This window comes from Nonomuraea glycinis (genome assembly GCF_035920485.1).
Taxonomy (GTDB): domain Bacteria; phylum Actinomycetota; class Actinomycetes; order Streptosporangiales; family Streptosporangiaceae; genus Nonomuraea; species Nonomuraea glycinis.
The window spans coordinates 4,133,302-4,155,317 of sequence record NZ_CP109166.1; the positions used below are offsets into that span (position 1 = coordinate 4,133,302).

General features: G+C 69.8%; 21 protein-coding genes. 15 read left to right on the plus strand and 6 right to left on the minus strand.

Translation table 11 applies throughout. The features are described from left to right. Positions 1–73 precede the first annotated feature (73 nt). Complete coding sequence (locus OHA68_RS19725; RefSeq protein WP_327108932.1) at positions 74–391, plus strand: hypothetical protein; 318 nt, start codon at positions 74–76, stop codon at positions 389–391. A 71-nt stretch (positions 392–462) separates the two neighbouring features. Then, positions 463–1,701 (plus strand): amidohydrolase, encoded by a 1,239-nt coding sequence (locus OHA68_RS19730; protein WP_327108933.1) that lies wholly within the window; start codon positions 463–465, stop codon positions 1,699–1,701. 91 nt (positions 1,702–1,792) lie between these two features. On the opposite strand, the gene OHA68_RS19735 is transcribed toward OHA68_RS19730, so the two are convergent. Beyond that, positions 1,793–3,673, minus strand: a complete 1,881-nt coding sequence (locus tag OHA68_RS19735) for a Xaa-Pro dipeptidyl-peptidase (RefSeq protein WP_327108934.1) — start codon at positions 3,671–3,673, stop codon at positions 1,793–1,795. Between the two features lie 280 nt (positions 3,674–3,953). On the opposite strand from OHA68_RS19735, the gene OHA68_RS19740 reads away from it, so the two are divergent. From OHA68_RS19740 to OHA68_RS19765, 6 genes are all read left to right on the plus strand, one after another. After that, positions 3,954–5,024: a BMP family lipoprotein gene (locus tag OHA68_RS19740; RefSeq protein WP_189144470.1), complete on the plus strand. Its 1,071-nt coding sequence runs from the start codon at positions 3,954–3,956 to the stop codon at positions 5,022–5,024. Positions 5,025–5,133: 109 nt separating this feature from the next. Next, positions 5,134–6,741 (plus strand): ABC transporter ATP-binding protein, encoded by a 1,608-nt coding sequence (locus tag OHA68_RS19745; protein ID WP_327108935.1) that lies wholly within the window; start codon positions 5,134–5,136, stop codon positions 6,739–6,741. Continuing rightward, positions 6,741–7,880, plus strand: a complete 1,140-nt coding sequence (locus tag OHA68_RS19750; protein WP_327108936.1) for an ABC transporter permease — start codon at positions 6,741–6,743, stop codon at positions 7,878–7,880. The genes OHA68_RS19745 and OHA68_RS19750 overlap by 1 nt, the downstream gene beginning before the upstream one ends. After that, on the plus strand, positions 7,877–9,181 hold the full coding sequence (locus tag OHA68_RS19755; protein WP_327108937.1) for an ABC transporter permease: 1,305 nt from the start codon (positions 7,877–7,879) through the stop codon (positions 9,179–9,181). Before OHA68_RS19750 ends, OHA68_RS19755 begins: the two co-directional genes overlap by 4 nt. Further along, positions 9,178–9,573, plus strand: coding sequence for a cytidine deaminase (locus tag OHA68_RS19760; RefSeq protein WP_327108938.1), 396 nt, complete (start codon positions 9,178–9,180; stop codon positions 9,571–9,573). Before OHA68_RS19755 ends, OHA68_RS19760 begins: the two co-directional genes overlap by 4 nt. After that, positions 9,573–10,847: a thymidine phosphorylase gene (locus tag OHA68_RS19765; protein WP_327108939.1), complete on the plus strand. Its 1,275-nt coding sequence runs from the start codon at positions 9,573–9,575 to the stop codon at positions 10,845–10,847. Before OHA68_RS19760 ends, OHA68_RS19765 begins: the two co-directional genes overlap by 1 nt. A gap of 45 nt (positions 10,848–10,892) precedes the next feature. Here OHA68_RS19765 and OHA68_RS19770 read toward each other — a convergent pair whose 3' ends face one another. Next, entirely contained in the window at positions 10,893–11,279 is a 387-nt protein-coding gene (locus OHA68_RS19770; protein ID WP_327108940.1) for a MarR family winged helix-turn-helix transcriptional regulator, read from the minus strand. A gap of 86 nt (positions 11,280–11,365) precedes the next feature. Between OHA68_RS19770 and OHA68_RS19775 the strand changes: the two genes are divergently transcribed. The 5 genes from OHA68_RS19775 to OHA68_RS19795 all read left to right on the plus strand — a co-directional run bounded on the left by OHA68_RS19775 (position 11,366) and on the right by OHA68_RS19795 (position 15,625). Next, entirely contained in the window at positions 11,366–12,778 is a 1,413-nt protein-coding gene (locus tag OHA68_RS19775) for an MFS transporter (protein WP_327108941.1), read from the plus strand. 130 nt (positions 12,779–12,908) lie between these two features. Then, positions 12,909–13,541, plus strand: a complete 633-nt coding sequence (locus tag OHA68_RS19780; RefSeq protein WP_327108942.1) for an AMIN-like domain-containing (lipo)protein — start codon at positions 12,909–12,911, stop codon at positions 13,539–13,541. 4 nt (positions 13,542–13,545) lie between these two features. After that, positions 13,546–13,896: a cupin domain-containing protein gene (locus OHA68_RS19785; RefSeq protein ID WP_327108943.1), complete on the plus strand. Its 351-nt coding sequence runs from the start codon at positions 13,546–13,548 to the stop codon at positions 13,894–13,896. Between the two features lie 47 nt (positions 13,897–13,943). After that, a complete protein-coding gene (locus OHA68_RS19790; RefSeq protein WP_327108944.1) occupies positions 13,944–15,017 on the plus strand; it encodes an adenosine deaminase in 1,074 nt (357 codons plus the stop codon). Beyond that, positions 15,014–15,625, plus strand: a complete 612-nt coding sequence (locus OHA68_RS19795; RefSeq protein WP_327108945.1) for a PH domain-containing protein — start codon at positions 15,014–15,016, stop codon at positions 15,623–15,625. Before OHA68_RS19790 ends, OHA68_RS19795 begins: the two co-directional genes overlap by 4 nt. A 130-nt stretch (positions 15,626–15,755) precedes the next feature. On the opposite strand, the gene OHA68_RS19800 is transcribed toward OHA68_RS19795, so the two are convergent. From OHA68_RS19800 to OHA68_RS19810, 3 genes are all read right to left on the minus strand, one after another. Continuing rightward, positions 15,756–16,487, minus strand: a complete 732-nt coding sequence (locus OHA68_RS19800) for an enoyl-CoA hydratase/isomerase family protein (RefSeq protein WP_327108946.1) — start codon at positions 16,485–16,487, stop codon at positions 15,756–15,758. After that, the gene (locus OHA68_RS19805; protein WP_327108947.1) at positions 16,484–17,923 is read right to left on the minus strand and encodes an AMP-binding protein; all 1,440 of its coding nucleotides are present in this window, start codon (positions 17,921–17,923) and stop codon (positions 16,484–16,486) included. Before OHA68_RS19805 ends, OHA68_RS19800 begins: the two co-directional genes overlap by 4 nt. 217 nt (positions 17,924–18,140) lie before the next feature. After that, positions 18,141–18,806, minus strand: coding sequence for a TetR/AcrR family transcriptional regulator (locus OHA68_RS19810; protein ID WP_327108948.1), 666 nt, complete (start codon positions 18,804–18,806; stop codon positions 18,141–18,143). Positions 18,807–18,937: 131 nt separating this feature from the next. Between OHA68_RS19810 and OHA68_RS19815 the strand changes: the two genes are divergently transcribed. Beyond that, positions 18,938–19,939 (plus strand): RNA polymerase subunit sigma-70, encoded by a 1,002-nt coding sequence (locus OHA68_RS19815; RefSeq protein ID WP_327108949.1) that lies wholly within the window; start codon positions 18,938–18,940, stop codon positions 19,937–19,939. Positions 19,940–19,958: 19 nt separating this feature from the next. After that, entirely contained in the window at positions 19,959–20,441 is a 483-nt protein-coding gene (locus tag OHA68_RS19820; protein ID WP_327108950.1) for a GyrI-like domain-containing protein, read from the plus strand. A 152-nt stretch (positions 20,442–20,593) separates the two neighbouring features. Here OHA68_RS19820 and OHA68_RS19825 read toward each other — a convergent pair whose 3' ends face one another. Further along, positions 20,594–21,988: an ATP-binding protein gene (locus OHA68_RS19825; protein WP_327108951.1), complete on the minus strand. Its 1,395-nt coding sequence runs from the start codon at positions 21,986–21,988 to the stop codon at positions 20,594–20,596. Positions 21,989–22,016 lie beyond the last annotated feature (28 nt).

Genomic DNA, 22,016 nt, shown 5'->3' on the forward strand with positions numbered 1-22,016 from the left:
GACCATGACGGAAGGTGACACGATTCGGAATCGCTGACCACGTTTGGGAGTAGCGACATCGGGTCACCATTTAATGATCCGTTATGACCATCTTCGGGTCAGGCGTGTGGTTACGGTGCGTGACGATCCGTGGTTACGGGCACGCAGTCGGCTAACTTTTGGTGTAGTTGTCGCCGTGAAGCCCCGGGTAGGCGATAAAGTCGATGCATCGCCAGGTTCCACGGCCGACCGCTGTGTTTCCGGGCTGCGGCGGCTGCCCACCCTTCAGGCGGCCGAGATCCGCGACCCCGTGCTGACGATCTTTTTGGCACCGAAACCAGTGGGTGTGGCATCTGATTCGCCGGACGGTTGTTCCGACCAGAACAGCCTTCGCGCGCAATGGAACAAATGACGAAATGGCGCTATGAGCGGTGCGATGTCGGGCAGTGGGAAATCGCACGGCATAGGACGGGATGGTGACAGATGCAGGGACGTGAGCTTCGAGGGGAACTCGACGCGTTCCTGGCGGAGACGGAGCAGGACCTGGTGGCGTTCCGCCGCGACCTGCACATGCATCCGGAGCTGGCCTTCGCCGAGTACCGCACGACACAGCGGATCGCCGAGCGGCTGCTGGCCGTCGGGCTGGTCCCCACGGTGCTGCCTCGCGGCACCGGGTTGATCTGTGACGTGGGCAGCGGCGACGGCCCGATCGTGGCGCTGCGCGCCGACATCGACGCCCTGCCGCTCCAGGACGAGAAGGAGCTGCCCTACCGCTCCACCGTCGCCGGCTCCTGTCACGCGTGCGGGCACGACGTGCACACCTCGATCCTGCTCGGCACCTCGCTCTTCCTGGCCCAGCAGGCCGCCGCCGGGCTGCTGCCGGGCCGGGTGCGGCTGATCTTCCAGCCCGCCGAGGAGCTCCCCGGCGGCGCGCTGGAGGTCATGGCCCACGGCGGCATCAGCGGCGTGGAGCGCATCTTCGGCCTGCACTGCGACCCGCGCGTCGACGTCGGCCAGGTCGGGCTCAAGTCCGGGCCCATCACCTCCGCCTGCGACAAGCTCGTGATCCGGGTCTCGGGACCCGGCGGCCACACCGCCAGGCCGCACCTCACCGCCGACCTGGTCTTCGCCCTCGCCAAGATCCTCACCGAGTTGCCCGCCGCGCTGTCGCGCCGGATCGACCCCCGCTCCTCGCTCAGCCTCGTCTGGGGCAAGGTCCAGGCGGGCACCGCCGCCAACGCCATCCCGGACGAGGGCGTGGCCGAGGGCACCGTGCGCTGCCTGGACGAGGAGGCGTGGCACGCCGCGCCCGACCTGATCAAGGCGCTGCTGGAGTCCGTCGCCGGCGCCTACGGCGTCGAGGCCACGATGGACTACACCCGGGGCGTGCCGCCGGTGGTCAACGACGAGCTCAGCGTGGCCATGATGGGTGAGGCCGCCGCCCGCGCCCTGGGCGCCGGCGCCGTGGTGGGCACGCAGCAGTCACTCGGTGGCGAGGACTTCGCCTGGTACCTCGAGTCGATCCCCGGCGGGTTCGCCCGGCTCGGCACCCGCTCCCCGGAGACGGGCATCACCTACGACATCCACCAGGGCACGTTCGACATCGACGAGCGGGCCATCGGCATGGGCGTCCGCCTGATGGCCACCACCGCGCTGACCGCCCTGTTCGAGGGCGGCCACCTGCCGTCGGCGGCGGACGAGATCACCTCCGCACTGGCCTGACCTGTACGCACGGCGGCGAAGGACTCACGGGTCCTTCGCCGCCGCCGCGTCTCAGAAGATGCCGCCGCGTCTCAAGAGATGCGGCCGCGTCTCAGAAGATCCGGCCGGAGACGATCGGCAGGTCGAGCGACGACTGCCCGGGAGACACCGTGACCTTGGTCCCTTCCGGGTAGCGCAGGGTGTAGTCGCGATCCGTCGAGATGATCACGACGCCGATCCGGTGCCCCTTCTTGAACACGTAGTCCTGCGGCTGGAAGTCCCAGCTGAAGCCGTACTCCTTGCCCGGCCTGACCGCCACCGACCGGTCGGGCCGGTTCCGGTTGCGGACGTCCAGCCAGCCGCGCGTGACGATCTTGTACGGGGTCACCGCCGTGCCGAGCCGGCGCAGTGCCGTACAGCCGGTGTCACCCGGGATGCCCTGGCCGTAGCAGTAGTTCTCGCCGGTCGGCACCAGTGTGCCGTTGGGGCGGGTGTCCTCGCCGTAGTCGACGAGCAGGGCCGTCAGGTACGGCGAGGCGCCGTTCTTCATCGAGGCTCGGACCGACACCGTCGGCGTGCCCGAGATGCGCACGTCCGCGGGCAGGGCGCCGGTGAGGTAGGCCAGCCGGTTGGGATCCGGCGCGGGCGCGGCCTCCGCGAGCTGCTCGGCGGTGCGGATCTTCTGGTCGGTGAACGACTCACGACCGGAGTGCGGGCCGGGACGCGGGCTCAGCCGGGCGCCGGAGCCCAGCCACAGCCGCTGCGGCCGGGTGCCGGGCAACGGCCAGGAGGCGTGCTGTCCCCACTGGCCGGCGGCGATCTCCACATCGGCCTGCGGCTCCCTCATGATCCCGCTGTTGATCCCGTACAGCCAGTGGTCGAACCAGCCGTGCAACTGGCGCAGCCATTCGGCGGTGCGCAGGTTGAACGGGTTCATGTGGGTGCCCTGGTGCAGCCAGATCTTGCGCGGCACCCTGCGGTCGGCCAGGGCGTACCACCACTGGGCGGCCTGCTTGGTCTTGACATTCCAGTCGTTGAGCCCGTGCACCAGGAAGACGCTGGCCTTCACCTTGCGCACGTCGTTGAGGTAGTTGCGCTCGTCCCAGAACCGGCTGTAGTCGCCGGTGATCCGATCCTGGGCGGCCGTCAGGTGGTCCATCACCCCGCCGCAGACCTGCTGGCCGTTCTCCCGCGTGAGCACGTACTTGGCCAGCACGTCCGCGTCCTCGCCCTGGAAGCCGCCGGGCGCCAGGACGCCGCCGTTGGCCCGGTAGTAGTCGTACCAGGAGGAGATGGCGGCGATCGGCACGATCGTCTCCAGGCCCTTCACGCCGGTGGCGGCCACCGCGTTGGGCAGCGTGCCGTTGTAGGAGACGCCGATCATGCCGACCTTGCCGGTCGACCAGGTCGCGTCGACGCGTCTGCCGTCGGCGTCGAAGCCCTTGGCGCGGCCGTTCAGCCAGTCGATCGCGGCCTTGGGGCCGGCGGTCTCGTTGCGGGCGCCGGTGGTGGGGCAGCCGGTGGCGCGGCCGCTGCCGAGGTTCTCCACCAGCGCGACGGCGTAGCCGCGGGGCACGAAGTAGTTGTCGTAGTAGCCGTCGAACGGCTCCGCGTCCACCTTGCTCGCCGAGCGGGACGCGCTGGGCAGCGGGTTGCCGTGCTCGTCGACGTCCACGAGGTGGTTGGCCACGTCGTTGCCGCCGGCGTAGTAGGGGCTCGACTCCATGATCACCGGGACCTTGAGGCCCTGATCGGTCTCCTTGGGCCGCAGGATGTCGACGGCGACGCGGTCGGGCTTGCCGTCGCTGTCGCTGTCGGTGCCCGCGACCTCGACGAAGACCGTCTGCTTGATGGCGTCGGCGCGGGAGAACACCGGTTGGGTCGCGTTGTCGGTGACCGTGATGGCGGGGATGGTCGCCGTGGCGGGCGCGGTGGCCATGGTCAGGACCATGACCGCCGTGAGCGGCACGGTGAGTGCCTTCCAGGGTTGCATGTAGGGACTCCAGACGATATTTCCACCGTTGGTGGGAATCCCTGACATGATCGTCCGTGGATGAAGTGCTGGCGAGGCCCAAAGTTCGGTAAAGCCTCGGAAGGGCTCTCACCGCCCGAATCAGGTCACGGACGCGCTTGATGTCGATAACGGAGCGGTTGCGACCCTGTGCTGCGGTTTGGTATGCCCTGGTCAACCAACTATCTTCCGTGCAGGGTTGCCGTACGTTTCTTCGCGCCCGCGATGAAGTTTGACGGCGGGGAAATGGAAGGGAGTCGCCTTGCTCAGCAAGCGATTCGGCAGGTTGGCGACAGGCACCGTAGCGGGAGTCATGCTCATGGCGGCCGCGGCCTGCGGTAGCGGCACAGGCGGAGACACCACGGCGAGCGCTCAGCCCTCCGCCGACGCGAGCAGCGCGCCGGCCGCGGGTGCGCTCAAGGTCGGCCTCGCGTTCGACATCGGCGGCCGTGGCGACAAGTCGTTCAACGACGCCGCCTACACCGGCCTGGAGAAGGCCAAGACCGAGCTGGGCGCCGAGATCAAGGAGCTGAGCCCCGCATCCGACGGCTCCAACCGAGGTGAGCTGCTGCGCCAGCTCGCCGACGCGGGCTACAACCCGATCATCGGCGTCGGCTTCGCCTACGGCGAGGACATCAAGAAGACCGCCGAGGAATACCCCGAGATCCAGTTCGCGGTCGTCGACTCGGCCTCCAACGCGGCCAACGTCACCGGCCTGCTGTTCGCCGAGGAGCAGGGCTCCTACCTGGCGGGCGTCGCCGCGGCGACCAAGGCCGAGAGCGGCCACGTCGGCTTCGTCGGCGGCGTCGAGAACGACCTGATCAAGAAGTTCGAGGCCGGGTTCGCGGCCGGCGTCAAGTCGGTCAAGGCCGACGCCAAGATCGACGTGAAGTACCTCACCCCCGACGGTGACTTCAGCGGCTTCAAGGCCCCCGAGAAGGGCAAGGTCGCGGCCGAGAAGATGTACCAGGACGGCGCGGAGATCGTCTACCACGCCTCCGGCGACTCCGGCCTCGGCGTGTTCCAGGCGGCGGCCGCCGCCAAGAAGAAGGCCATCGGCGTCGACTCCGACCAGCGCCAGACCATCAAGGAGACCGAGCTCCAGTCGGTCGTCATGACCTCGATGCTCAAGCGCGTGGACGTGGGCGTCTTCGAGTTCATCAAGGCCTTCCAGGGCGGCGCCAAGGGCGGCTCCAACGTGATCTACGACCTCAAGGTCGACGGCGTGGGCCTGGCCACCACCGGTGGCGAGATCGACGACATCAAGGACAAGCTCGACGAGGCCAAGAAGGGCATCGTGGACGGCACGATCACGGTGCCGGCCAAGCCGTAACCTGATGACGGACGCCTGATGACGGACATAGGCCGAGGGCCCGAGGTCACCCGAGACCCGGGCCTTCGGCTTATCTGCCGAGCTCTAGGAGAGATCGAATGAGCGGCCGATGAACGCCGACACCGTCGCCGCGGTGCAACCAGCCGTACAACTGGAAGGCATCACCAAACGCTTCCCCGGTGTCGTGGCGAACCACGACATCCGCATCACCGTCGAACCCGGCACGGTGCACGCGATCGTCGGGGAGAACGGCGCGGGCAAGTCGACCCTGATGAAGATCCTGTACGGCATGCAGAAGCCGGACGAGGGCACCATCAATGTCAACGGCGCCGAAGTCGCCTTCCGGACCCCGAGCGACGCCATCGACGCCGGCATCGGCATGGTCCACCAGCACTTCATGCTGGCCGACAACTTCACCGTCCTGGAGAACATCGTCCTCGGCGCCGAGCCGAAGCGGGGCATCGGCCTGGACGTGGCCGGCGCCCGTGCCCGCATCAACGAACTCGCCGAGAGGCACGGCCTGCGGGTCGACCCCGACCGGCTGGTGGAGGACCTGGGCGTCGGGGACCGCCAGCGGGTGGAGATCCTCAAGGTCCTCTACCGTGGCGCGCGCATCCTCATCCTCGACGAGCCGACCGCGGTCCTGGTGCCCCAGGAGGTCGACGAGCTCTTCGAGAACCTCCGCGAGCTCACCGCCGGCGGCCTCACGGTCATCTTCATCTCCCACAAGCTCGACGAGGTGCTCAACATCGCCGACGCGATCACCGTGATCAGGCGGGGCACCACCGTCGCCAGCGTGCTCCCCGCCGAGGTCACCGCCCGGCAGCTCGCCGAGCTCATGGTCGGCAGCGAGCTGCCCACCCCGGAGACCCGCGAGTCCACGGTGACCGACACCGTGACGCTGAGCGTGTCCGGCCTGACCATGGAGGCCGACGGCCACATGTCGGTGCCCGCGGGCACCTCGGTCGAGCTCTTCCTCGACCGCCTCCGCGAGGAGGGCAGGCGGCTGGTCCTGGACGACGTGTCGTTCGACATCCACGAGGGCGAGATCCTCGGCATCGCCGGGGTCGAGGGCAACGGGCAGTCCGAGCTGATCGAAGCGATCATGGGCCTGCGCCCGGCGCACGGCGGCATCCGGCTCGGCGACGCCGACATCACCTCCTGGTCCACCCTGCGGCGCCGTGAGGCGGGCATCGGCTACATCCCCGAGGACCGCCACCGCCAGGGCCTGCTGCTGGAAGCGTCGCTCTGGGAGAACCGGGTGCTCGGCCATCAGACCAGGCCGCCCGCGCGCAAGGGGATCTGGGTCAACAGGCGCGCCGCCAAGGCCGACACCGCGCGCATCGTCAAGGACTACGACGTGCGCACGCCGGGGGTCGACACCCTGGCGCTGGCCCTGTCGGGCGGCAACCAGCAGAAGCTGATCGTCGGCCGGGAGATGAGCGGCAAGCCGAGGTTCCTCATCGCCGCCCACCCCACCAGGGGCGTCGACGTCGGGGCGCAGGCCGCCATCTGGGACCACCTGCGCGACGCCAGAGCCGCCGGGCTGGCCGTACTCCTGATCTCGGCGGACCTGGACGAGCTGATCGGCCTGTCGGACACCCTGCGGGTCATCTACCGCGGGCGGCTCGTCGCCCGGCTCGATCCGTCCGATGTCACGCCCGAACGGCTGGGTGGATACATGACCGGTGCCATCACCGGCACTGAGGAGGCGTGATGCCCGCAGGGCTCTACCGGGCACTGCTGACCGTCGCAGGCGCCGTCGCCGCCATCGTGCTGGCCCTCGTCATCTCCAGCGTGGCGATCCTCGCGGCGGGCGCCAGCCCGGGGGACGCCTTCGCCGCGTTCTTCGACTTCGGCGAGACCGAACGCTCGGTGGTCAACGGCATCGCCCCCATGATCAACCGTTCCGTGACGCTGTTCATCGCGGGCCTCGCGGTGGCCGTCGGCTTCCGGATGAACCTCTTCAACATCGGCGTGGAGGGCCAGTACCGGATCGCGGCCATCTGCGCCGCGTACGTCGGCTCGACCTTCACCGCGCCCGCCCCGATCCAGATCACCGTGATCATCGTCGTGGCGGCGCTCGTGGGCGGCCTCTACGCGCTGATCCCGGCCATCATGAAGGTGACCAGGGGGGTGAACGAGGTCATCTCCACGATCATGCTCAACTACATCGCGATCAACCTGGCGGCCTTCCTCGTCCGGGGTCCCTTCACCGGCGAGCGGAGCGAGGGACTGCTCACCACCAGCACGCCCGAGCTGCCGCAGTCCGCCTGGTTCCCCAACCTCAACTGGATCTTCGAGGTGCTCGGTCTGCCCGCGCCGCGCGGTGGCGGGCTGTGGGGCTTCCTGATCGTGGCGATCCTGCTCGGCGTGGGGCTCTGGGTCCTGCTGGAGCGGACCAGGTTCGGCTTCGAGCTCAAGGCCAGCGGCCTGAACTCGCCGGCCGCCGTGGCCTCGGGCGTCAACGCGAAGAAGATGGTCATCGCCGCGATGGTGCTCTCCGGCGCGATCGCCGGACTGATCGGGCTGCCCGAGATCCTCGGCGACAAGCACTCCTTCGGCTCCAACTTCACCCCCGGCCTGGGCTTCCTGGGCATCGCGGTCGCGCTGCTCGGCCGTAACAAACCCGTCGGCATCGCGGTCGCCGCGCTGCTGTTCGGCTTCCTCGAGCACGCCCAGGGGCCGCTGCAGTTCGCCAACGTGCCGCCCTCGGTCATCATCATCATGCAGGGCACGATCGTTCTTCTGGTCGTCATCGCCAACGAGATCACCAGGAGGCTCGCGCTGCGGCGTGAGGAGCGGCGGGCCGCTCAGGAGCTCGGCAGGAACACTCCCGTTGAGGTGGCAGCATGACGATCACGACCGTCGCGGGATCGACCAGGACCCGCAAATACCACCTGGCGCTCATCGGCGTCGCCGTGCTCATCCTGCTGATGTCCCTGGTCCGGGTCGTGACCGGCGCCAACGACATCACCTCCTCGGGCACGTTCGCCGCCGCGCTGATGCTGGCGGTGCCGATCGGCCTGGCCGGGCTCGGCGGCCTGTGGGCCGAACGGGCCGGTGTGGTCAACATCGGCCTCGAAGGAATGATGGTGCTCGGCACCTGGTTCGCCGGCTGGGCCGGCTACCAGTGGGGGCCCATGGCCGCGCTGCTGGCCGGGCTGGTCGCCGGCGCTCTGGGCGGGCTGATCCACGCCATCGCCACCGTGACGTTCGGCGTCGACCACATCATCAGCGGCGTCGCGATCAACCTGCTCGGCCCCGGCGTCACCCGCTTCCTGTCCGAGGTGCTCTACAAGGAGGGCACGCCGGCGGGCGAGGCGGGCGCCGGGATCACCACCTCGCCGGCGCTGTCGTCCCAGCCGCCACGGGTCAGCCTGCCGCTGTTCTCCTCCGGGCCCGACTGGCTGGGGAGCCTGGAGCGTACGCACTGGTTCCTGCTGTCGGACCTGGCGGGCATCCTGCGCGGGCTCACGCACCAGGTGAACCTGCTGGTGGTGCTGGCCGTGCTGATGCTGCCGCTGACGTACTTCGTGCTCTGGCGCACCTCGTTCGGACTGCGGCTGCGCTCGGCGGGCGAGAACCCCTGGGCCGCCGAGTCGCTGGGCGTGAACGTCTACCGGATCAAGTACGTCGCGGTCGTCATCTCCGGCGCGTTCGCCGGGCTCGGCGGCGTGTTCCTGGTCTTCGTGACCACCAAGTACGTCGAGGGGCAGACGGGCGGGCGCGGGTTCATCGGACTGGCGGCCATGATCTTCGGCAACTGGCGGCCGGGCGGGCTCGCGGCGGGCGCGGCGCTGTTCGGCTACGCCGACGGCCTGCAGCTGCGCAGCGCCGGCGCGGTCACCTCGTTCCTGCTGTTCGGCGCGATCCTGCTGCTGATCTATCTTGGTGTCAGGGCCCGGGCCATGCTGTCGCCCGCCAGACCGGCCGAGCTCACCGCCCGAGGCGCCAGGGAGTACACCGTCCTGGCCGGTGTGGCGGCGGGCGCGGTCGTGCTGATCTGGCTCTGGCTGACCGTCGACACCTTGCCGAACGAATTCGTCTTCATCACACCGCACGTGCTCACGCTGCTCGTGCTCCTGGTGGCTTCGCAGCGTCTGCGGATGCCCAAGGCCGACGGCGTGAGCTACCGCCGGGGGGAACAACATTGAACATCGACTGGGACGCGCTTCGTGAGAAGGCCGCCGAGGCCATGCAGCACGCTTACGCCCCCTACTCCAAGTTCCCCGTCGGCGCGGCCGCCGTGGTGGACGACGGCCGGATCGTCACCGGCTGCAACGTGGAGAACGCCTCCTACGGCATCGGCCTGTGCGCCGAGTGCGGGCTGGTCTCGGCGCTGTGGTCCTCGGGCGGCGGCAGGCTGGTCGCCTTCACCTGCGTCGACGGCCACGGCGAGCTGCTCATGCCGTGCGGGCGCTGCCGCCAGCTGCTCTTCGAGTTCGGCGGCGAGGAGCTGCTGGTCGAGACCGTGGACGGGCCGAGGCGGATGGCCGAGATCCTGCCCTACGCGTTCGGCCCCGACGACCTGACCCGGATGGGCTGATGGACGCCATCGAGGTCATCGTCGCCAAGCGCGACGGTGGCGAGCTGACGGCCGCCCAGATCGACTGGGTGATCGACGCCTACACGCGCGGCGAGGTCGCCGACGAGCAGATGGCCGCGCTGAACATGGCGATCCTGCTCAACGGGATGAACCGGCGGGAGATCGCCGGCTGGACGCAGGCGATGATCCGTTCCGGCGAGCGGATGGACTGGTCGGCGCTCGACCGGCCGACCGCCGACAAGCACTCCACGGGCGGCGTCGGCGACAAGATCACGCTGCCGCTCGCGCCGCTGGTGGCCGCCTGCGGCGCCTACGTCCCGCAGCTGTCCGGCCGTGGCCTCGGCCACACCGGCGGCACGCTGGACAAGCTGGAGTCCATCCCCGGCTGGCGGGCCTCCCTGTCCAACGAGGAGATGCTCGGCGTGCTGCGCGCCGCCGGCGCGGTGATCTGCGCCGCCGGCTCCGGCCTGGCGCCCGCCGACAAGAAGCTGTACGCGCTGCGCGACGTCACCGGCACCGTCGAGTCGATCCCGCTCATCGCCTCGTCGATCATGTCGAAGAAGATCGCCGAGGGCACCGGCTCGCTGGTGCTGGACGTCAAGGTCGGCTCCGGCGCGTTCATGAAGACCCCGGAACGGGCCCGCGAGCTGGCCGAGACCATGGTCGCGCTGGGCACCGACGCGGGCGTGCGCACGGTGGCGCTGCTCACCGCGATGGACCGCCCGCTCGGCCGCGCCGTGGGCAACGCGCTGGAGGTCCAGGAGTCGGTCGAGGTCCTTGCCGGCGGCGGGCCGTCCGACGTGGTGGAGCTGACGGTACGGCTGGCCGCCGAGATGCTGGAGGCCGCCGGGATCACCGGCAAGGACCCGGCCGAGGCGTTGCGGGACGGCTCGGCCATGGACGCCTGGCGTCGCATGATCACGGCTCAGGGCGGCGACCCGGACGCGGCCCTGCCCAGGGCGGCCGAGACCATGGTCGTCGAGGCTCCCGCGTCGGGGGTGCTGGCCAGGCTGGACGCCTACGCCGTGGGCCTGGCCGCGTGGCGGCTGGGCGCGGGCCGGGCGCGCAAGGAGGACCCGGTGTCCTTCGGGGCGGGCATCACGCTGCACGCCAAGCCGGGCGACGCGGTCAAGGAGGGGGAGCCGCTGCTCACCCTGCACGCCGACGAGCCGGCCAGGTTCGGCCGGGCGCTGGAGGCGCTGGCGGGGGGCTACGAGGTGGGGCCGACCGCTCAGGAGCACCTGCCCCTGGTCATCGACCGCGTCACCGCCTGAGCAGTCGGGCGGGCAGGCGGCCAGGCCAGAGCCTGCCCGCGGTGCCTAGCCGATCAGGGCCGGGGCGTCGGCGAAGATCTCGGACAGGACGGTGCGCTGGGTGGGGAGGGCCGCGAGGTGGCGGGCGCGGCCTTCCTCGGTGATGGAGACGAACACGCCGCGCCGGTCGGAGTCGCAGACGCCGCGGCAGACGAGCTCGGCCTTCTCCAAGCGCGCGACCACCCGCGAGAGCGCGCTCTGGCTCAGGTGCACCTCATCGCAGAGCTCCTGGATGCGCAGCTTGCGGTCGTGGTGGACGATGCGGTCGAGAACCTCGAACTCGCTGGGCCCCAAGCCGTGCTTCTCGCCCAGCTCGCGCTCCAGCGCGCACATCGCCTTGGCATGCTTGGCCAGGACGTAATGCCAGGTGCTGACCACATACTGCTCGTCCATGGCCGGAGATTATCACCTCGGTCAAACCGATGCAAGGACATTTAATGCGCTTGCATTAGATGCGACTGCATGTAATGTTTCTCCTCATGTCTTCCACTCACGTGTCTCGCTGGAGCGCGCTCGCCGTGCTCTGCGCAGTGATCTTTCTTGACGCGCTCGATGTGTCCATGGTCGGTGTCGCGCTGCCGTCCATCCAGCATGAGCTCGGACTTTCCACCTCCACCCTGCAATGGGTCGTCAGCGGATATGTGCTCGGCTATGGCGGTCTTCTCCTGCTCGGAGGCAGGGTCGCCGATCTGCTCGGGCGACGCAGGGTGCTCCTGGTCGCACTGGCAGTTTTCGCCGTCGCGTCGTTGCTGGGTGGCGTGGTGGACGATGGCGCGCTGCTGATCGCCGCGCGTTTCGTCAAGGGTGTCGCCGCCGCCTTCACCGCGCCGGCCGCCTTGTCGATCATCACGACGACGTTTCCCGAAGGGCCGCAGCGCAACAAGGCGCTGAGCATCTTCACCGCCTCCGGCGCCAGTGGCTACTCGCTCGGCCTGGTGATCTCCGGACTGCTGACCGAGCTCGACTGGCGCTACACGCTGCTGATGCCGGTGCCGGTCGCCGTCATCGCGCTGGTGGCGGCGCTCAGGGTGCTGCCCCGCCCGGTGGAGGAGCGGCCCGAGGGGGGCCACGACCTGCTCGGCGCCGTGTTGATCACCGCTTCGATGCTGCTGCTGGTCTTCACCGTGGTGCAGGCCCCCGAGGTGGGCTGGGCCACCCCGCGCACGATCGGCTCGCTGGTCGCCGTCGCCGCCCTGCTCACGCTGTTCGTGGTCACCGAGCTCAGGACGAGGCACCCTCTGGTACGGCTCGGCATCCTGCGGTCCCGGCCGCTGGTGCGGGCCAACCTGGGCCTGTTCATCCTCATGGGTTCGTACGTGTCCTTCCAGTTCGTGGCCATGCAGTACTTCCAGAATCTGCTCGGCTGGTCGGCGCTGGGCACCGCGCTGGCGTTCCTGCCCGCGGGCCTGATCGTGGCCGTCAGCTCCACCAAGGTCGGGGGCCTCGCCGACCGGTTCGGCACCGGCAAGCTGATCATCGTCGGCGCGGCCGCGCTCGCCGGCGGGTACGCGATGTTCCTCGGCATCAGCGAGACGCCGAGCCTGGGCGGTCTGGTGCTGCCCGGCATGTTCCTGCTGGGCATCGCGTTCGCGCTGTCCTTCCCGCCGCTGAACATCCAGGCCACCAACGGCGTGGACGACGCGGAGCAGGGCCTCGCCTCCGGGCTGCTCAACACCTCGGGCCAGGTGGGCGGCGCCATCGTGCTGGCCGTGGTCACCGCCGTGCTCACCTCGGGCACCGCCGGCGAGCTCTCGATCGGCTCGCTGCGCGCGGCCATCATGGTCTGCCTGGTGCTCGCTCTGGTCGGCGTCGCGATCTCGGCCACCGGCCTGCGGGCGCGCAAGCCCGTGGTGGCCGAGCCTGACGACGCGAAGGTGTTCGAGACGGTCTGACCAGTCGTCCGGCGGGTTCACGTACCACTGGGTGGTTTTGTGAAAGGGCGGGCTCCGCGAGGGCGGAGCCCGCTCATGTCGATCCGACAACAGGTGCTTTCGGGGATGTGCGAGCGGGCATCCCCCTCACATGAACCTCACGCGTCTCGCCCCGCTCGCCGTCTGCGGCGCACTCCTGCTGTCCTGCGGTACGGCTCAGCCGGGCGCGGACACGGCCGGCGAGACCACCACGTCATCCCCGTCCGGCCGCACCGGTTCGCCCGGCACGTCCGACCCCGTGACCAGTCCGCCGGCCACGTCCGCCCAGGCCCGGACGCCGGCCGGGGCCGTGCCCTCCCCGACGGGGACCGCGGCGGTGCGGGTCCGGCGCGCCGACGGCATGGTGCCGGCCCTGGTGACGGGCGTACGCGTCGCCCGGCACGACGGGTTCGACCGGGTGGTCGTCGACTTCAAGGGCGACATACCCGGCTATACCGTGCGCTGGACGAGCAAGGTGGAGACGGAGGGGGCCGGCAAGGCCATCGACCTCAAGGGCGGCCGGGCCCTGCACGTCATGCTCATCCCGGCCGTGGCCCACACCGAGGAAGGGACGCCGACCTGGTCGGGCACGTCGGCGGAGCCGCTCACCGCCGTCACCGGCATCGTCTCCACCGGCGACTTCGAAGGTCACGTCGGCATCGCCCTGATCAGCGACCGGACCAGGACCTTCCGGGTGAAGGAGTACACCGGCCCCAGCCGCCTGGTCATCGACGTGGGACACTGACCCGGTGGTGAGAAAGCTAGAAGGACCCGCACGCATCCCGGTGCCCGGTGGCAAGGTCATCGAGGAGCACATCGGCCGGGTCAACAGCGGCGACGAGACGGTGTCCATCGCCCGCATGGTGGCCCCGCCCGGCTGGGAGGAGCCCGCCCAGACACCGGCGTTCACCGAGTACACCGTGGTGCTGCGCGGCACCGTCCTCGTCGAGCACGCCGGAGGCACCACCGAGGTCTCCGCGGGCGAGAGCCTGGTGACCGAGCCCGGGGAGAAGATCCGCTACAGCACCGGTGCCGAGGGCGCCGAATACATCGCGGTCTGCCTGCCCGCCTTCAGCCCGGACACGGCCAACAGGGCCTGACCCGCGCCGCGAAGGCCACGCGGTCGCGGGACTCGTATCATGGGCGGATGAGTCCCACCTTTGACGAGATCCGGCGGGCACCCAAGGTCCTGCTCCACGACCATCTCGACGGTGGTCTGCGGGCCGAGACCATCGTGGACCTGGCACGCGAGTGCGGCTACGACGGGCTCCCCACCACCGACCCCGAGAGCCTGCGGGTCTGGTTCGAGGAGGCCGCCGACTCCGGATCGCTCGAGCGCTATCTGGAGACGTTCGACCACACCGTCGGCGTCATGCAGACGCGCGAGTCCCTGGCCCGGGTGGCGGCCGAGTGCGCCGAGGACCTGGCCGCCGACGGCGTCGTCTACGCCGAGGTGCGTTTCGCGCCCGAGCAGCACACCACCCGCGGCCTCAGCCTCGACGAGGTCGTCCAGGCCGTGCTGGAGGGGTTCGAGCGGGGCTCGGCGGGCCGGGGGATCAGGGTCGGGACCCTGCTGACCGCGATGCGGCACCAGGCGCGCTCGATGGAGATCGCCGAACTGGCCGTGCGCTACCGCGACGTCGGCGTGGTCGGGTTCGACATCGCGGGGGCCGAGGCGGGCTACCCTCCCACCCGGCACCTGGACGCTTTCGAATACCTCCAGCGGGAGAACGCGCACTTCACCATCCACGCGGGCGAGGCGTTCGGGCTGCCGTCCATCTGGCAGGCCATCCAGTGGTGCGGCGCCGACCGGCTGGGCCACGGCGTGCGGATCATCGACGACATCTCGGCGGCCGGCGACGGCACCGCCAAGCTGGGCCGGCTGGCCGCCTACGTGCGTGACAAGCGCATCCCCCTGGAGATGTGCCCCACCTCCAACCTGCAGACCGGGGCCGCCGCGTCCATCGCCGAGCACCCGATCGGGCTGCTGCGCCGCCTGCACTTCCGGGTGACGGTCAACACCGACAACCGGCTGATGAGCGGGACCAGCCTGTCGCTGGAGTTCGCCAAGCTCGTGGAGGCGTTCGACTACGGGTGGGACGACCTGCAGTGGTTCACGGTCAACGCGATGAAGTCGGCGTTCCTGCCGTTCGACGAGCGGCTCGCGCTGATCAACGGCGTGATCAAGCCGGGGTTCGCGCAGCTCAAGTGGCAGCCGTGAGACAGGTCTACCGATCGAAGGCCGCGCTCGTTCTCGGCTGGGTCTGGGTGGTCTTCGTCGCCTTCAACGTCCTCGACCTCATCGTCCGCTACAGCGGCAAGCCGTCCATGGTGGCGCTGGCCGTCCTCGCCGTGCTGACCGTGGTGGTCTACGCGATCGCGCTCAGGCCGGCCACGGTGTTCACCGAGGACGGCCTGCTCGGGCGTAATCCCCTGCGCTCGACGTTCGTGCCGTGGGCGGCGGTCAGCGACGTGACGGTCTCCCACTCGATCAACGTCGACTACGGCACAGAGCGGTTGCTGCGGCTGTGGACGCCGGTGAGCTCGGCCAGGGAGCGGGCCAAGGCGCAGCGCAGGGGTGCGCCCGTCGCGCGGCGGGGGCGCTACCAGACCGAGCCGACGTTGCCCAAGGGGGAGCAGGCCGCGGCCGAGGTGTTCGCCGGCAAGACGCACGCCGACTGGGTGGGCGAGCAGATCACCGACCGCGCCGAGCGGGCCAGGCTCCGCAAGGAGGAGGCGGGTGCGGTCCGCGTGACGTGGGCGTACGACTCGTTCGCGGCGCTCGCCGTGGCCTGCGCCCTGGTGATCGCCGCCATCGTGGTCGACTGACCGTCCCGCCGGGCCGTCGCCGTCCATGCGTGGCGGCTCAGGTACGGCGGGCGGCTCAGGTACGGCGGGTGGATCAGGTAGGGCGGGGTCGCTCAGGTTCGGCGGGGTCGCTCAGGTTCGGCGGGGTCGCTCAGGTTCGGCGGTTGACGAAGCGGTCCATGCCTGCCTGGGCGATGCCGCTCTGCTCGACCTCGCGTGCGGCCTCGGTCTCCGCCGCGAAGGCGCGTTCCACCTCAGCGAGCGAGGGGCGTAGCAGTTCGAGGTGGACGGCGGTGGCGGTGCCGGGCTCGGTCCAGCGGTGGATCAGGGCGATGGCCCTCGCCACCAGCGTGCCGGGGTCGGCGATCTCGTCCAGGAGGCCCAGCGACCTGGCCTCCTCCGCGCCCAGCCTGGTCGAGTCCAGCACCAGCCGCAGCGCCCGGCCGCCCACGAGGCGAGGCAGCAGGAAGCTGGCGGCGTTGGAGATCGACAGGCCGATGTGGTTCTCCGGCCAGAAGTACTCCGTCTGCGGCGTGCCGAGGCGGGCGTCGAAGCAGAGGGTCCACTCGGCGGCGCCGCCCACGGCCAGCCCGTTGACCGCCGCGACCACCGGCACCCGAGTCTCCAGCACCGACCTGGTCAGGTCGTGGAAGAGCTCGACCTCCGCCAGGAGGGACTGCCCGACGGCCTCGTTGATGTCCTCTCCGGCGGAGAACGCCCTGCCGGTGCCGGTGACCACGATGCCCCTGGCTCGCCCGCCGTCGCCGTGGTCGCGCACGGCCGCGGCAAGACCCCTGCGCATGTCCGCGGTGAGCGCGTTGAGCTTCTCCGGCCGTCGCAGGGTGATCACGGCCACCTCGTCGCGCACGGTCACGTCGATCATGTTCGCTCCTCTTCGACGGGGATGGCTCCGGCGCGCTGGTCGCGCCCGGCCGGCAGCAGGTGGCGCTTCTCGATGCGCGCCGAGGGGGTGAGCGTGAACCCGTCGACGAACTCCACGTAAGCGGGGATCTTGAACCGGGCCAGTCGTCCTCTGGCATGCTCGATGACGCTCATGGCGGTGTCCCGGCCGGCCTCGTAGCCGGCGTTGAGCTGGATGAACGCCTTGGGCAGCTCGCCGAACAGCTCGTCCGGAACGGGCACCAGAGCGCAGTTCAGCACCGCGGGGTGCTCGCCGAGCACGCGCTCGACCTCGGCGCAGGAGATGTTCTCGCCGCCCCGGCGCACCGAGTCCGTGATGCGGCCATGGTGGTGTACGTAGCCGCGCGCGTCCTGGGTGCCCAGGTCGCCGGTGTGGTACCAGCCGTCGCGGAAGGCGTGCGCGGTGGCCTCGGGGTGGTTCCAGTAGCCCTTCATCATGGGCACGCCGCGGACCAGGATCTCGCCCGTCGCCGCATCCACCCTGACCTCCTTGCCGGGCGGCGGCAGCCCCATCGCGCCGGTGCCGACCGTGTCCTCGGCCTCCGGGGCGGCGATCAGGTCGGTGCCGCTCTCGGTGGAGCCGTAGAGCTCACGCCAGGGTGCGTCCCACCGCTCCTCCAACGCCCGGTGCAGGCCGGGGGCGATGCCTGAGCACAGGATCAGGCGCATCCGGTTGGCGCGGTCCAGCGGGTGCGGCGGCTGCTTGTGCAGGAGCAGCGGCATCGTGCCGAGCACGTAGGTCAGGGTGGCGCCGTGCTCGCGGGCGGCGGGCCAGAAGCCGGAGGCGGAGAAGCGGGGGAGGACCACCTGGGGGATGCCGCCGATCAGGCAGAGAACGGTGGTCCACTGGGGGTCCATGTAGGAGTACGCCTGAGCGATCATCATGACGTCGTCGTCGCGGAGCCGGATCTGGTCCGCGATGACCTGGGCGGCTCTGAGCCAGTAGGCGTGGGTGAGCATGCAGGCTTTGGGGAAGCCCGTGGTGCCGGATGTGTACTGAAAATTCGCGATATCGTCCGCGTCGGGGGAGATATCGGGTGCGCTGGCCGAGCCCGTGAGGCTGTCCAAGGTGTAGACGGGACCGAGGACTGGCGCGGCGGGCCCGGCGGTCAGGGTGGCTGCGGCGTTCGAGACGAGGGCGGCGTGCTCCGCGGTGGTCAGGGTGGTCAGGGTGGTCACGGCGCCCGAGTCGCGCAGCACATGCTCCAGGTCGGCCGCCCCGTAGCGGACGTTGACCGGCACCGTGATCGCCCCGGCCTTGAGGATCGCCAGCCAGCTCAGCGGCCAGCCGGGCACGTTCTCCATCATGATCGCCACCCGGTCGCCCGGCCGCACCCCCCTGGCGGCGAGCACTCCGGCCAGCCGATCGGACTCGGCGTCCACTTCCGCGAAACTCAAGGACGTCCCGGCGGGGTTCAAGGACGTCCCCGCAGGGTGCAGGGACGTCTCGGCAGGGCTCAGGGATCGTGTCTCAGCGGGTTTCAGGGGTGTACCGGTGGAGCTTGGGGACGTCCCGGCAGGGCTTCGGGACGTCTTGGGGAAACGTAGGAATTCGCGGTCGCCGTACTCGCGTGCGGCGTGTCTGAGCAGGTCGGGGATGGTCTCGTACGAGGCGTCAGGCATCCGGCGGCTCCCAGGGGAAGTCGGGCAGCAGGGAGAGGTCGGCGCTCGCCGTGGGGCGGGCGGGAGCCCGGACCGCGGCCAGTCCGATCGCGACGAACTCGGCGCACACCTGCTCCAGCGAGGAGTCCCCGTCGGGGCGGTACCACTCACTGGTGCCGGTGCACATGGACATCAAGGCCAGGCGGGACAGCTTCTGGTCGGCGACGCGGAAGACGCCCTGCCCGACCCCGTCGGCCAGGGCTCGGCGCCAGTGGTCCTCGTACTCGTCGCGCAGCGCGATGATCTCGTCGTGGGCGGTGGAGCCGGGGGTGAGGGAGCGCAGTTCGCCGTCCATGACGCGGGTGGTCAGGGGGCTGCGCGCGTGGATCGCGGTGAGGGAGGCGATGAGCAGCGCCAGCCGGTCCGACGGCTGTTCGACTCTGTCGAGCACCCGGGCGGTGGCGTCGATGAGCCCGCGATGACCGGCTCTCATGAGGTCGGCGAGCAGGGCTTCCTTGCTGGAGACGTGGTGGTAGATGCCGGCGTTGGTGAGGTTGACGGCTCTGGCGAGGTCTCTGATGCTGGTCGCGGCGTAGCCCTGACGGGCGAAGAGCAGCACCGCCGCGCTCCTGATCCGCAGCCCGGCGTCGGTGTCCCGGTCAGTGAGTGAAGTGTCCAAGAGGGCCTACCGAACGTTCGGTTGCGTTGATCGCACCATAACCCGCCAAAGGCGTACAAGCTAGACCTCTCGTGTTGGCGGTGGCACTGTGTGACGCCTGGGCGGGATCGGTGACGACCGGATGGAGTCTCATGGAGTGGGAAGAGCACCGGCCTGAGCTGGTCGGATACTGCTACCGCATGCTCGGCTCGGCCTTCGAGGCCGAGGACGCGGTGCAGGAGACGCTGGTCAAGGCCTGGCGCAGCCGCGACCGCTTTGACCCGGTACGTGGATCTGCGCGGGCCTGGCTCTTCGCCATCGCCACCAACGTCTGCCTGGACCTGCTACGCGGCGCCCGCCGCCGCGCCCTGGCCATGGACCTGGGCCCGGCCGCCGAGCCCGGCACGCCGCTGGGGGAGCCGGTGGAGGCGCGCACCTGGGTCTACCCCCTGCCGGACCACCTGCTGGACCCGGCGGAGCTGGCGGTGTCGAGGGAGACCGTACGGCTCGCGTTCGTGGCGGCGTTGCAGCACCTGCCGCCGCGCCAGCGGGCGGTGCTGATCCTGCGCGACGTGCTGAGCTGGTCGGCCGCCGAGGTGGCGGCGCTCCTGGACACCAGCGTGGCCGCCGTCAACAGCACCCTGCAACGAGCCAGGACCACCCTGCCCGCCCCAGCCGCCACGCCCGGCCCCGCGCGTCGGACCACCGTACCCAGCACGGGTGCCGCGCCTGACACCGCGCGCCGGAGCGCCGTGGCCGCCGCGCCCGGTCCCGCGGGTGGTGGCGTGGACGAGGAACTGCTGGCCCGTTACGTGGATGCGTTCGAGCGGTTCGACGTGGCGGCGCTGGTGTCGTTGTTGCACGAGGACGCCACGATGTCGATGCCGCCGTTCGCCTGGTGGCTGAGCGGGCGCGACAGCATCCGCCGCGTTCTGGTCGCCTCGGGGGCGCCGTGCGACGGCTCCTACCTGGTACGGACCGCCGACGCGGGCGGCCTGCCCACGTACGGCCAGTACCGGGACGGCGAGCCCTTCGCCCTGGTTCTCCTGGGGACCGGCGGCGGTTCGATCACCAGCGTGACCACCTACCTGGAGCCCCGGCTCTTCCCCTTTTTCGGCCTGCCGATGAGTTCCAGCGCCCCGCGTCGTACATAGGAGTAAAAGGGAGGACAACATGCCACAGATCATCGAGTTCCCGGAGCGGTACTACGTCGGGATCCGCAAGACCATCACCCTGACGACCTTCGGCGTGGTCGGCGACCGGCTGGGCGAGATCTTCGCCTGGCTGGCCGAGCGGGGTGCCGCCCCGGACGGCGGGCCGTTCTTCCGCTTCCTGATCATCGACATGGAAGGGGATCTGCTGGTCGAGGCGGGCGTACCGGTCGCGGCCCCGATGGCAGGCGAGGGGGACATCTTCGCCGGCGTCATTCCGGCCGGCCGCTACGTCACCGAGACCCACGTCGGCCACCCGGACCGGCTCATCGCCACCATCGACGCGCTGCGCGGGTGGGCGGATGAGCAGGGGCTGGCGTTCGACATGACGACGGAGGCGGACGGCGAGCACTGGGGCAGCCGCCTGGAGATCTACAAGACCCACCCGGAGGAGCAGCCGGACATGAACAAGTGGGAGATCGACCTCCAGTTCCGCCTCGCCTGACCAGGTCAGGACGGTCCTCATCTGATGGGACCAAATTTGGTGAGTCCAGAAGTGAAGAGGACCAAATTTGGGCCCATCGCCTCGCGATGGTCTCATGGAGCGGTTTTCGCGGTCCTCGCTCGGACTTTGGTCTCATCGATGAGACCAAAGTCCTAACGCCACACGTCAAGCAGCTCTTCGGGAGTGATGTGCCTGACGCCTTGGACGTCGCACCCCGAGCGGGAGACGGCATAGAGCGGGGTGGAGGCGTCGGCTCCGGGCATCTTGGACCGGTGGACGATGAGCTCGCTCAGATCGTGGTGGTCGAACGGCCGGCTCTCCAGCCACTTGATCGACCCGAGCATGGTGATCCTTTTGGCGATCGGCTCCCGGTCCGCACCGACGAGGTCGATCTCGGGATCGTTCGTCCTCGTCCAGTAACCGCCGATGGCGCCGGTCTCCTCCTCGAAGTCCATGCGGCGCAGAGACTCACGGATGACCGGTTCCACCGCGGCCCCCCGCCACGCGGACCAGGACCGCTTCAGGCGCCGTAGTGTCAGGTCTCCGCGACCACGCTCGATCTCGGCCGTCCCCGGTTCGATGAAGGACAGCCAGAACCGCAGATGGGTGTCCGCGATGTGATAGCGAGTCTCCTTGGAGGGCTTGGTGGACACCGGCAACTCGGCCGTGACCATGCGCTTGTCCAGGAGAATCTGCAGGGCACGCTTGACCGAGGTGGACGGCATCCCGCCCGAGGCTCGTAGGATCGACGAGAACGTACGCTGCCCCGAACCGACGGCTTTCAGCAGGACCCGAGCCTGGGCTTCCGGCGGAAACTCCGCGGCCATGGCGCGCTCCCCGCTCACGATCAACGCCGCTGTGGAGTCGAGGAGGGCGTCGTCGAGGTAGTCCCAGGCGGTGGCGCCGACGGGCCACTCGTCGAGGATCATGGGCAGCCCGCCCGTGATGAGATAGGCGTCGATGGCCTCCGGCGCCGGCAGGCTCAGTCGTTTGGCCACGTCGCCCGGAGTGAGCGGGCTGACCACCATCTCCGATGCCCGCATGTAGAAGGGCCGGTCGTACTGGTTGATCGCTTCCATGATCGACAGGTCGGAGCCGATCAGGATGAGCAGGACCGGCCGACGGGAGAACTCCCGGTCGAAGAGGCGTTGCAGCTTGCCCTCAAGGTACGGGTCCTGCGCGATCATGAAGGGCAGTTCGTCGATGACGATGATGCTGGGCGAGTCCTGCGGGATGGCTTGGGCCAGGAGCCGTAGCGCGCTGTCCCATGTGGTCGTGGTCAGCTCGGTGAAGAGCGCCGCGCCGGGCAGGTCGGAGACGGCGGCGTCCTCGGTGAAGCGATCGAGCTGCTCGGCGAGTGGCTCCTGGGCCGCGGTGTAGAAGAAGGACGGCACACCCGACCTGGCGATGAACTCTTCCGCCAGCCGTGACTTACCCACCCGGCGACGGCCACGCAGCAAGATCGCCCGTCCCGGCCGGTCCCCGGTCCCCACTCTGGCGAAGAAGCGTCCGAGCGAGGCCAACTCTCGCTCGCGTCCGATGAACATGCCACCTCCAGATAGGCCCAAATTTGGT